At 39.5% G+C, this 11,399-nt stretch carries 9 protein-coding genes; 4 read left to right on the forward strand and 5 right to left on the reverse strand.

Annotated features, from left to right (window positions below):
* Nucleotides 1-101 precede the first annotated feature (101 nt).
* Together B9L23_RS05095 and B9L23_RS05100 are read right to left on the reverse strand one after the other, a co-directional pair.
* The gene (locus tag B9L23_RS05095) at nt 102-1,019 is read right to left on the reverse strand and encodes an ABC transporter ATP-binding protein (RefSeq protein ID WP_081189940.1); all 918 of its coding nucleotides are present in this window, start codon (nt 1,017-1,019) and stop codon (nt 102-104) included.
* The gene (locus tag B9L23_RS05100) at nt 1,019-1,711 is read right to left on the reverse strand and encodes an ABC transporter permease (RefSeq protein ID WP_244319655.1); all 693 of its coding nucleotides are present in this window, start codon (nt 1,709-1,711) and stop codon (nt 1,019-1,021) included. Before B9L23_RS05100 ends, B9L23_RS05095 begins: the two co-directional genes overlap by 1 nt.
* A gap of 106 nt (nt 1,712-1,817) precedes the next feature.
* Between B9L23_RS05100 and B9L23_RS05105 the strand changes: the two genes are divergently transcribed.
* Together B9L23_RS05105 and B9L23_RS05110 are read left to right on the forward strand one after the other, a co-directional pair.
* A complete protein-coding gene (locus tag B9L23_RS05105) occupies nt 1,818-2,528 on the forward strand; it encodes a response regulator transcription factor (RefSeq protein WP_062753614.1) in 711 nt (236 codons plus the stop codon).
* Nucleotides 2,525-4,261, forward strand: a complete 1,737-nt coding sequence (locus B9L23_RS05110) for a sensor histidine kinase (RefSeq protein ID WP_089096992.1) — start codon at nt 2,525-2,527, stop codon at nt 4,259-4,261. The genes B9L23_RS05105 and B9L23_RS05110 overlap by 4 nt, the downstream gene beginning before the upstream one ends.
* Before the next feature lie 245 nt (nt 4,262-4,506).
* Here B9L23_RS05110 and B9L23_RS05115 read toward each other — a convergent pair whose 3' ends face one another.
* Nucleotides 4,507-5,052 carry a hypothetical protein gene (locus B9L23_RS05115; protein ID WP_089096993.1) on the reverse strand — a complete coding sequence of 182 codons (546 nt, stop codon included), beginning with the start codon at nt 5,050-5,052 and terminating at the stop codon, nt 4,507-4,509.
* 333 nt (nt 5,053-5,385) lie between these two features.
* On the reverse strand, nt 5,386-7,563 hold the full coding sequence (locus tag B9L23_RS05120; RefSeq protein WP_089096994.1) for an ATP-dependent Clp protease ATP-binding subunit: 2,178 nt from the start codon (nt 7,561-7,563) through the stop codon (nt 5,386-5,388).
* Nucleotides 7,564-7,778: 215 nt separating this feature from the next.
* Here B9L23_RS05120 and B9L23_RS05125 point away from each other — a divergent pair, with 215 nt between their 5' ends.
* Together B9L23_RS05125 and B9L23_RS05130 are read left to right on the forward strand one after the other, a co-directional pair.
* Nucleotides 7,779-8,501 (forward strand): FixH family protein, encoded by a 723-nt coding sequence (locus tag B9L23_RS05125; RefSeq protein ID WP_062753606.1) that lies wholly within the window; start codon nt 7,779-7,781, stop codon nt 8,499-8,501.
* A 98-nt stretch (nt 8,502-8,599) separates the two neighbouring features.
* Nucleotides 8,600-9,643, forward strand: a complete 1,044-nt coding sequence (locus B9L23_RS05130) for a YkvI family membrane protein (RefSeq protein ID WP_081189153.1) — start codon at nt 8,600-8,602, stop codon at nt 9,641-9,643.
* Nucleotides 9,644-9,694: 51 nt separating this feature from the next.
* On the opposite strand, the gene B9L23_RS05135 is transcribed toward B9L23_RS05130, so the two are convergent.
* Nucleotides 9,695-11,305 carry a methyl-accepting chemotaxis protein gene (locus B9L23_RS05135; protein ID WP_089096995.1) on the reverse strand — a complete coding sequence of 537 codons (1,611 nt, stop codon included), beginning with the start codon at nt 11,303-11,305 and terminating at the stop codon, nt 9,695-9,697.
* Between the last annotated feature and the right edge of the window lie 94 nt (nt 11,306-11,399).

The following is an 11,399-nucleotide window of genomic DNA, read 5'->3' on the forward strand; positions in this document are numbered from 1 at the left end:
CTTGGTGATAGGAAGGGCTAATTGAGAAATTAGTGTGCAAATTAAAATTTTTTAGCTTCTCATCTCAATTGTTTCGACTTTCCATCAGCAAGCACTAAGGTCTATTTAGCGACCACATTTAGATTATCGTTTAAAAAGATTTCCTCTAAAGAAGGTTCATGTACATTAACTCGATATATGTCAATTTTATGTTTGGTGAATGCCCGAATAATCAGGGGGATTTTTTCTTCTGAGTCTACGACTAAAGAAGTCCTATTTTCTGTTGTCTTGATGTCACGGCCAACAGTTTCTAGAAACTTTAAAATTAATTCTTTTTGTGGAAATGGCGAATGCTTAATATCCACATGAATAGAAGACATATAATGGGATCTTAATTCCTCTAATGTTCCTTCATTCAAAATACGACCATTTTTCATGATGGCAATTCTTGTACAAATCTTTTCCACTTCATGGAGGTTATGAGAAGTCATAAAAATTGTTTTTCCTTCTTTTTGTAGATTTACAATTAATTTTTGAATATTCAAACCAGATTCCGCATCAATACCAGAGGTTGGCTCATCTAAAAAGATTAAATCCGGATTATGTATAATAGCTTGAGCAATTCCCAATTTTTTCTTCATGCCAAATGAAAATTTTCCAGCCTTTTTATGGGCATGTTCCAGTAAGCCGACTCGTTTTAAAATGTATTCACAATGTTCTGTTGAAACCTTATATCCACTTATTTTTGCGTAATATTTTAAATGATCTATAGCAGTTAATGAGTCATAAAAGGTTGAATAGTCAGGTAAAACCCCAATACGGTGCTTAACTTTTTTTAAATTTGGTTCATCTAACAACTTAAAGCTTCCGGAGGTAGGTTTTATAATACCAGTAATTATATTGATAAATGTAGATTTACCGGCACCGTTTCTTCCTAAAAAACCATAAATTTCCCCCTTCTTTACCTTTAAGTCTACATTATCTACCACTGTTTTGGATCCATAAATCTTCGTGATCCCTGCAGCCTCTATCACATTCATTACAAATCCCTCCTGTTAAACAACACAATTCCAAGCATTAATAACCCAATTGCATAAACAAAATTTACCAATATGTAAAAATCACCTAATAAAGCATAATAGTAAGGAGTAAAGAATTTAAACCAACTAATGAAAACGTTATTTGAATGGATTACCAAAAAACTTAACACTGGAAAAGCCAAGGCAAAAACAACACCAAAAAACATGGTTATCGCTGGTTTTGGAAAGATAACGGAAAAAACAAGGTTATAGGCGATTGCTACTGAAATAAACCCCATACATTCTAAGATGCCCCACCATAAAAAGTTTTTAGATACGAATGCAATTAAAACAAAGGATGTAAAAATACAAAAAAACCAAAACAGCCAAATCCCTAAATATTTACCAATAATGATTTTAACCCGAGAAGTTTTGGTTACAAGAAACCTCATTGTTCGTGTACTCACTTCTCGGTTGATGACATCGTGTGATAAACTTGAAATGAAAAGAAACCCTAATAAAAATACAATAGATGCGATACCGGTAGCATATCCATCCTTACCCGTGTTGACATCTAACCGATCTGTTATGGTTGTCATTAAATCTGCCGTCCAATAAGTAACTCCAAAAATAATGGCAACGATAATAATGGATTTAATACTTTTAAAAAGTCCCTTAAACTCATGGAAACAAATCGTCCACATACCAATCACTCCTTTCAATTTTTTGACTCCTTTCAATTTTTAGTATAATAAAAGTAGTTTATTTCCTTATTAACGGCACCTTAACATTTTCTTAAATTGTAAAGGAGTTAGTATTATGGAAAATTCAAGAATTTTAATCGTTGATGATGAAGAATCCATTCTTAATATGCTTAAGCTCGTGTTAAACAAAGAAGGGTTCACATCTGTACATACTTGTACAAATGGAACGGATGCGTTGCGTCTACTTGAGCAAAAAAAATTTGACCTTATCATTTTGGATATTATGCTTCCGGATATGTCGGGTTTAGATATATGTCGAGCTATTAGGAAAATATGTGATGCCCCTTTATTTTTCATTTCAGCTAAATCATCAGATCTTGATAAATTAACAGGATTTGCACATGGATGTGATGATTACATCACAAAGCCGTTTAACCCTCTTGAAGTGGTTGCTAGAGTAAAGGCACAACTACAACGATATCTTTCAAAGAATAATGAAAAACAAGCAGAAATTTTAGATTTTGGACGTTTTAAGCTTAATTTGACATCAGCTGAGCTAATCGTTGAAGACAAACCTGTACCTTGTTCGGCCCAGGTTTACCGACTCCTTGCTTTTTTTTGCAAACATCCTAACCAAGTTTTTACAAAAGAACAACTCTATTATCAGGTATGGGGGAATGATCAGTTGACTGACGATAATACTGTCATGGTTCACATTAGAAAAATTAGAGAGAAAATTGAAAAGGATCCAAGCAATCCACAATACTTAAAAACTGTTAGGGGGATAGGTTATAAATTAGTTACTGAGGAGAAAATGCAACCATGAGCCTAAGTAAAAGGTTAACCTTGCATTTTGTATTACATTTTATCCTCATGTTATGTTTTATTCTTCTATTCATCTTAGGTTCTTTCGTTTTTTTATCTCTTCTTATTTTGGAATCGGAAATGAAGTCTGATTTTGCGAGGGTGAGTGAAGAGTATTTAGATCTTGCAATCACAATAAAAAATGGCAAAGCAGTTATAAATAAGAGTATAAAGGAATCTATTCAGAAAAAAGGGGGATGGCTACAAGTTGTCGATTCGAAAGGTTATGTGATCGGAGAATATAATACACCAAAAGAATTGCCAAAACGCTATAGTTTTACAGACATTTTATCCATGGATTTAAACAATTTTCGGATCCATTATTGGATTTTAGAGAAAGAAAATTCTTCAGAAGTTACTATCATTTATGGAGAGCCATTAAAAAGTAAACAGATCTTAAACACACTGTTACGATCAAACTCCTTTCCTAATATCAATACTGATTTTAAAGAGTACTTAGTTAAAAATGATGCATGGATTCAAATCTACGACGCAAGTGGAAATGTGGTATACAGCTATCATGCGCCTCCAAACTTAAAGTTTACCTATACAGAGATTCTGTCAATGAAAAAAAGACCTTGGAATTCTAAAGTAGACATTTCTAGTTATTATTTCAAAGAAAAAGACCGGATTTTTTTAGTGGGCACCTACAATCCCTATTACAGTCCAGACCACATTACCGATAGTATCATTAGTGCCTCTTTTTTGAAGAGCTTTCTTATTGTCTTCGGTACACTTATTGTATTCGCTATTATTATTTCAATTTGGTATGGTAAGAAGTTCGGTAAACCATTGCTTTATATGATGAAATGGATTAATAATATGTCAAAAGGGAATTTCATGGAACCAAAGGACAAAAAAGGGAGGGTACCAATATTAAATAAGAAAGGGAGCTTACATAAGCGTTATAAAATATTTAAAGAGGTTGTCCATTCTTTATATACTTTGTCTAAGACTTTGCAGCAAAATGAAGAAAATCAGCGAAGGATGGAGAAAACTCGAGAGGAATGGATTACTGGTCTTTCTCATGACTTAAAGACACCATTGAGTTCTTTATATGGTTTTTCTGCTTTATTAGCGTCTAACCAATATCAATGGTCTTCGGAAGAAATAATGGAAATGGGACGTATCATGAAAGAGAAAGCAGTGTATATGAGCGAGTTAATTGAAGATCTAAATCTAACATACAGACTGAAAAATAATGCTCTCCCTATTAATAAAGAAAAAACGGACATCGTATCTTTAATCAAAGAATTCCTCTCTACTTTTTCAACAACGACCGAAGCTAAAGATAAAGAAATTTATTTTGAGAGTGCTCAAGATACCATCTTTCTTGAGATCGATCTAAAGTGGTTTATGAGAATATTAGATAACCTACTGACTAATGCAGTAAAACATAATAAGCCTGGGACAAAAATCAAAGTCAAAGTTGAATCGAACCATCAACGTACGATTATCTCTATAGAAGATAATGGAATAGGAATGGATGAAGAAACAGTGAAAAACCTCTTTAATCGTTATTATCGAGGCGGGAATACTCAAGATAATGATAGTGGATCCGGATTAGGAATGGCAATAGCTCATCAGCTAGTAGTAGCTCACGGTGGAGAAATTGTAGTGGAAAGTCAGAAACATGTCGGAACTATCCTAAAAATAATATTTTACCATACAAATGATGTACAAAAAACTACTTGATAAGAATCATTTCTACTCAACTGAAATATATGTTTCCTTTATTAAAGTAAAAAACATAGAAGAAGCTCTAATTTATCTTCGTTGAGGAAACTGTTGAATTAAATCAATCAAGACTTTTATATCATTGATTTTACTTATGTTAAAAACAAAGAGAAATTTATTTACTTTCTGTTTTATTATGAATAAATTTGCCACATCTATTGCGAAAAGATAGGCTTGCCGCCTATCTTTTCTGTGTACGATATTTAGCGGGATTTGATTTTTGCTTCGAATTGTCTAAGCGTTAATTGATTTAACTCTGGAAAGCCTTCTTCTTTCAAGGAAATGGTTTTTCCTTCGTAAACAGGGTAGACTCCTTGCCATCCCCCGACAATGGTATACAATTCTGTTCCTTTAACAGGTTTTAGAAAGCAAACATATCGGCCCTCAGCCATCGGTCCTGGATAAACTTTGTTGAGAGGATGTAAAGGATCAGGAAGGGGTTCAATCCCGGTTGATAACACGTTAATGATTTTGCCGCCGGTTCCCTTTAAATATTTGTCGACATGAAAGCTTTGTACAAAATTAACGAGCTTCCCCCCTTGTACAGATTTATTTAACTGCTGTTTCTGGAAAGAAGTATCGAACCAACCATAAGCAATGAATGTTGAGCCGCTTACTAAATCCTTTAAGTTTGCGGCACGTTGGATATTTACTGCTTGTTTTGGAATGGTAATTTTCTGCGCCTGAACAGGTAAATGAAACGTAAATAGCAAACATATACAGATTAAAAACTTAGACCATACTTTCATTCCATCACCTCATAATATATCTTTGTTGAGCGCTACTATTGTTTAACAATCTTTCCCGTTTTATGCGTGTTTCCTTTGTGCCTCATTAGTAAAGTAGGTTTTTTCCCTATAATTCATAAAAGGATCGTTATGACGTGGAGCTTTTGCAGGCATGTTTTCTATCGAAAGGGGCGACTTTAATTACTTATTTCGCAGGACATTAAGTTTGACATGTGCGACACTCCATGTAAAGGTATGCATCTAATTTGTAATTATCTTTCAATCTGGAATAATGTGATAACGTACAAGCGAATAAGGATGGGCAAAAAAAGAACCGCCTTTCCCATTAAGGGATTAGGCGGTTTGTTTATGCAAAGGTTTGGCGACAATCGCATCGTTTTCGACATCGATGCGAATCGCTTTGACTTGATCGTTTTCATCCAGCAGCACATCGGCGATTTTGTCTTCGACATGTTCTTGGATGACGCGGCGGAGCGGACGAGCGCCGAATGCTGGATGGTAGCCGAGTTCGGCTAATTTTTCTTTCGCCGCTTGCGAAACGTCAAGGTCGATGTGTTGTTCGCGCATTGCTGCTTTTACTTCGTCAAGCATGAGATCAACAATTTGCAGCATATGTTCTTTTTTCAACGATTTGAATTCAATAATCGCATCGAAACGGTTTAAAAACTCTGGTTTGAAGTATGCGTTTAATGAGTCGAGAATGCTTGTTTGTGTTTGTTGTTTTTCAAATCCGACCGTAATTTTTTTGTCTGTCACGCCGGCGTTGCTTGTTGCGATGATGACTGTATCTTTAAAGCTTACGGTGCGTCCTTGGCTGTCAGTGAGACGGCCGTCTTCTAAAATTTGAAGGAAAATGTGTTGCACATCTGGGTGCGCTTTTTCAATCTCGTCAAGCAAGATAATGCTGTATGGATTGCGGCGCACTTTTTCTGTAAGCTGGCCGGCTTCTTCGTGACCGACATAGCCAGGAGGCGAACCGATTAATTTCGATACCGAATGTTTTTCCATGTATTCGCTCATGTCGAGGCGAATCATTGCATCTTTTGAGCCGAATAGCTCTTCTGCCAACGTTTTCGCCAGCTCCGTTTTTCCGACGCCAGTCGGACCAACGAATAAGAACGAACCGATTGGGCGGTGTTTTGCTTTTAATCCCGCGCGGCTGCGGCGGATTGCTTTGGCGACTTTTTTGACCGCTTCTTCTTGGCCAATGACTTTTTTCGCTAAGTTTTCTTCTAAATGTTTCATTTTTTCTTTTTCATCGGCCTGCAGTTTGCCGACAGGAATGCCTGTTTTCTCTTCGATGATGCGTTGGATATCAGCAACATCGACAACTGGGCGTTCTTGGTTTACGCCGTTTTGCAATTGTTTTTCCAATTTCAACTCTTCGCTGCGCAATTTCGCTGCCAGTTCGAAATTTTCTTCTTTCACTGCTTTTGCTTTTTCTTTGGCGATTTGCGCAAGGCGTTCTTGAATTTGTTTTTCATCTGTCGGACCGAGGCGCAAGTTCGCTTTGGAGCCGGCTTCGTCTAACAAGTCGATCGCTTTGTCCGGCAAGAAGCGGTCTTGAATGTAACGGTGCGACAATTTGACGCACGCTTCAATCGCTTCGTCCGTATATTTCACATGATGGAATTGCTCGTATTTCGGCTGAATCCCTTTTAAAATCGTAATCGCTTCTTCGACCGTTGGTTCATGCACGATAACTGGTTGGAAACGGCGTTCAAGCGCAGCGTCTTTTTCAATTTGGCGATATTCTTTCAACGTTGTAGCGCCGACGACTTGCAATTCTCCACGCGCGAGCGCTGGTTTTAAAATGTTGCCCGCGTCCATCGAACCTTCCGCCGAACCGGCGCCGACAAGCAAGTGAATTTCATCGATGAAGAGAATGACGTTTTTCCGGCGCTGCAATTCAGCGATGAGCCGTTTCATCCGCTCTTCGAATTGACCGCGAATGCCTGTATTCGCAACAAGCGATGCGACGTCAAGCAAATATACTTCCTTGTTTAATAGTTTTTCCGGAACTTGCCCTTCAGCGATTTTCAAGGCGAGTCCTTCGACAATCGCTGTTTTACCGACACCTGGTTCCCCGATTAATACCGGGTTGTTTTTATTGCGGCGGTTTAAAATTTCAATGACGCGTTCAATTTCTTTATCGCGTCCGATGACTGGGTCAATCAGACCGGCTTTCGCAAGCTGTGTTAAGTTGCGGCCAAATTGGTCTAAGAAACCGCCGCCTCTTTTACCGTTTCTGTTCCATTTGGATGGTTTGGATGGTTGTGCCATATTTGCTGATGGCGTATCCATTTCCGAAATTGGCGAAAATCCGTTCATAAAGAAATCGTCAAATGGGAATGACGAGAAATTATCGAAACCGAAATTGATCGGAATAGTCAGCTCTTGTTTTTGTTTTTCATAACATTCGTGGCAAAGGTGCATTTGCTTTTTCTCATGATTAAATTGTAAATTGACAAATACCGTCGCTTCGTTTTGATGGCATACTTGACAAAGCATGAGGCATAACCTCCTTTTTCGCTCTTTTGACTTTGACTATCTTTGACTTTCTGATTTTATTATACTTTGACTATCTTTGACTTTCAAGAGTTTTTTACAAAAAAATTTGTTGTAACCGTGAAATGTTTTTGAAGGAATAGTGAATAATGTACGGATAAGAAAAAGTTATGGTATAGTTAAGTCTAGAAAATAGAGCAAAGGGGAAGTAAAAAAAAATGAAAAAGCTTTCGCTGTTTTTGCCATTGATGTTAATATTGCTTTTATTTGCCGCCTGCAGCCAGCAAAAGCAAGAGGAAAAGCCGGCAATGCTTGAAGTTCAACTTCAGACACCGGATCATATTGAATTAAATAAGGAAACGACACTTTCTTGTATCGTGACATACGGCGGGGAAAAAGTGAATGATGCGGATGAAGTGAAGTTTGAAGTGTGGAAACATGGAAGCGAGAAGCGCGAGATGTTAACTGCCAAAAATGATGGTGATGGCAAATATTCTGTGAAAAAGACGTTTACCGAGCCGGGGACGTATTCGGTCATTAGCCACGTGACAGCACGAAATATGCATAATATGCCGAAAAAAGATATCGTTGTTGGCACACCGAGCGATCAGCCGCAAAATCATGCAGAGGAACATCACGGTGATGAACACCATCATGCCGATGTCATGATGATGCTTCATGAAAAACAATTTTCCGTAAATAAAGAAGCGCATTTAACGGTACATATTACTCATGATGGCAAGCCGCTTGCAGGCGCTACCGTTCGTTTTGAAGTGTGGAAAGATAACGGAAAGCACCTGTTTATCGAAGCAAGCGAAAAACAAGCAGGCCAATACGAGGCAGCAACGTCGTTTCAAGAAAACGGGACATATTCTGTAAAAATTCATGTAGAAACGGAACAACTTCACGAACATCAAGTAGAGCAAATTACGGTGCAATGAAGGGATGCCCTATAGTGGCATCTTTTTTACTGCCATCTCGTCTTTATTGAACTATGTCGGCATATATATGGGAGTGAATAGTGGACAAGGAGAGGGAGATGGCAGAAGTGGCTGGAAAGTGGTCAGGAGCTTGGCAAATCGCCGCCGTTTATGTCGGCACTGTCGTCGGCGCGGGGTTTGCTACTGGAAAAGAAATTATCGAGTTTTTTACCCAATACGGAACGTCCGGAACGATTGGCATTATCATCAGCGGCATCTTGTTTACGTGGGGCGGCGCGCGCATGATGGTGATGGCACGGAAAGTGAAGGCCGCCTCTTATCAACAGTTTAACCGCTATTTATTTGGCAGGGCAATGAGCCCGGTTATTTCTATCATGATGACGGTGATGATTGTCGGAGTCACCGCCGTGATGATGGCCGGCGCAGGCGCGGTGTTTGAGGAACAGCTCGGGTTGCCGCGGCAGATCGGAATTGTGGCGACGTTATGTTTATCGCTGTTAGTCATGATGTACGATATAAAAGGGCTATTTGGAGTAAACGCCTTGATTGTTCCGATGATGGTGCTATTTAGCGCCATTGCGTTTGGAAAGCTGATTACCATGGGAGAATTGTGTGAAACGAAACTGGAAGCGGCAGACTATTCATTAAAAGCCTTTCTTTCCCCTTTTTCGTATGCGGCGTTTAATTTGGCGATGGCGCAGCCTGTGCTTGTGCCGCTGGCTTGCGAGACGGGAGATGAGCGCATGGTGCGGCGCGGCGCAGTGCTTGGCGGGCTGCTGCTTACCGGCATTTTATTAAGCAGCCATTTTGTGCTCTTATCGTTTCCATATGCAATGAATTACGATATCCCGATGGCGGAAGTGATCCGTTCGTTTTTCGCCGTTTTTTACTGGGTGTATATCATTGTGATTTACGGGGAAATTTTTACGTCTATTATCGGCGGCATTTTTGGCCTGCAGCGGCAGGCGCGCACGCTCGTTTCTATTCCTAACGTCTTGTTTTTTGCCGTGTTGTTTATCGTGCTGTATATGGTCAGCTTATTCCGCTACAGTGAGCTCTTATCATTTTTATATCCGATATTTGGCTACATCAGTTTTGCATTTCTTTTTCTATTATGGGTGCGCAAAGTACCGCGCCCGTAACAGCAGCCGTTTTCCCGCATTGACGTGGAAAAACGGCTGTTTTGTTGATGATTAGCGAAAGCGCTGTATGATTTTTTCTAGCTCATGGACGGATGCAAGCAAAACATCTGCTTCTTTAGCTAGTTCGTGAATGGCTATTGTTTGCTGTTCTAATCCGGCGGTAGTTTCTTGCACCATGTTTGTAAAATCGCTGGCAATCGCGTTAATATCGCCAATGAGCCGCTGAAGGTTTTGTCCGTTCACCGTTACCGATTCGACATGTATTTTATTTTGTTGCAGCAGCTCATTTAATTGGGTGAACATATGCTGAAATAATGTAAACGTTTCTCCCGTTTTCCATAAGGAAAGTTTTGTTTTCTCGACATGCTGCTCATTTTCTTGCACCGCCTGCACGGCATCTTGGAGTACTGATGCCATCGTTTGCAACGAAGCTAAAATTTGAGCGGCAAATGTGTTCGTATCTTCGGCGAGCTTGCGAACTTCCTGGGCGACGATGGCAAAGCCTTTTCCCGCTTCTCCTGCACGCGAGGCTTCAATCGACGCATTTAATGCCAGCAAGTTCGTCTGTTTTGTAATCGTACGAATGGACGAAATCATGTCTTGGGCGTTGGCTGCTTCTTGCGCTGCAGCATGGATTAATGCGGTTGTTTTGTTTATTTCTTGTTGCATGGTATCCATTTTTTGTTTTGTTTCTTCAATGAGACGGTTTCCTTCGTTCATCGATGTGAGAGCGCTTTTCGCCTGTGAAACGACGCGTTCTACTTCTTCTTGCATGTTTTGCACCCGTTTTACCATCTGCATGACGAAATGATTTGCCTGTTCTACTGATACCGTTTGCTGTTTTGTGCCTTCGCGAAATGTTTCCATCGCTGCCGCGATTTCATCAGACGATTCAGAAAGCCGTCTTGTTTCCAATTGCTGTTTTTCGCTGACTTGATTGACCGTTTTGACCGCCTTTGCTAGCTCGGTAATAATCGTACGGATGCCTAAAATCATTTTATTAAGTTCGTAAGCGATTTGATGAAATTCGTTTCGTTTTCGCTTTGTCCGCACTTCTGTCTGCAAGTTCCCAGAGGAAACGGAGCGGGTGGCGCTATACCAATGGCGCAGTTCAATGATGAGTGAATGATAAAAATAAAAACTGAAGATAAGGCCAATGGTAATGGTCATAGTGCACATCCATAGCGCGGATAAGGAAAAAATAGTAGTGAAAAGCAGGCTGAGAACAGCCGGGACGATGGAGAGAAGGGAAAAATATATCGGTAAATAAGGGTGGTGCATTAATCGTCCCATCCGCAAATTAAAGCGCTTTCCACTAGGATCTGTCCATAACGGACAGCTTGCATCGATCAGCACTTCCCCGGTATCCCGTTCATACACTTGCAAAAGCGGTTTTGTTGTTTTTGCCGCCTTCTGTCCTACTTCATCCGAAAAAATCCTGCCTTCCCGCAAGCGGTTCGTATGAACGAGACTGTATCCCGTTTCATCTACGATAAGAAAATACTCATCCTGTCCAAGCTGCTTGTCCAAAAACGAACGAATATGATCTAACTGCGCCTCTAACGGACGGGTGTTGTCTATGTATTGTTGCAGCTTTTCTGCCACCTCTACCGCTTTTTTTAGCGCTTGTTTCGCTCGCCGTTGTTTTGTCAGATGTCTCATTGTTGCTTCCCTCCTATGTATTTGTTCCTTTTTTCAATATATACACAATATTTAGATATATCAACACCTAATAGGAAGTGAATAAAACCAACAG

Origin of the sequence: Parageobacillus galactosidasius, assembly GCF_002217735.1 — a bacterium.
GTDB classification, from domain to species: Bacteria; Bacillota; Bacilli; order Bacillales; family Anoxybacillaceae; genus Parageobacillus_B; species Parageobacillus_B toebii.

What these genes read in the sequence shown, in the direction of transcription:
- B9L23_RS05095 (WP_081189940.1), bottom strand. Translation starts at nt 1,019, where the DNA reads ATGAATGTGATAGAGGCTGCAGGGATCACGAAGATTTATGGATCCAAA.
- B9L23_RS05105 (WP_062753614.1), top strand. Translation starts at nt 1,818, where the DNA reads ATGGAAAATTCAAGAATTTTAATCGTTGATGATGAAGAATCCATTCTT.
- B9L23_RS05110 (WP_089096992.1), top strand. Translation starts at nt 2,525, where the DNA reads ATGAGCCTAAGTAAAAGGTTAACCTTGCATTTTGTATTACATTTTATC.
- B9L23_RS05115 (WP_089096993.1), bottom strand. Translation starts at nt 5,052, where the DNA reads ATGAAAGTATGGTCTAAGTTTTTAATCTGTATATGTTTGCTATTTACG.
- B9L23_RS05120 (WP_089096994.1), bottom strand. Translation starts at nt 7,563, where the DNA reads ATGCTTTGTCAAGTATGCCATCAAAACGAAGCGACGGTATTTGTCAAT.
- B9L23_RS05125 (WP_062753606.1), top strand. Translation starts at nt 7,779, where the DNA reads ATGAAAAAGCTTTCGCTGTTTTTGCCATTGATGTTAATATTGCTTTTA.
- B9L23_RS05130 (WP_081189153.1), top strand. Translation starts at nt 8,600, where the DNA reads ATGGCAGAAGTGGCTGGAAAGTGGTCAGGAGCTTGGCAAATCGCCGCC.
- B9L23_RS05135 (WP_089096995.1), bottom strand. Translation starts at nt 11,305, where the DNA reads ATGAGACATCTGACAAAACAACGGCGAGCGAAACAAGCGCTAAAAAAA.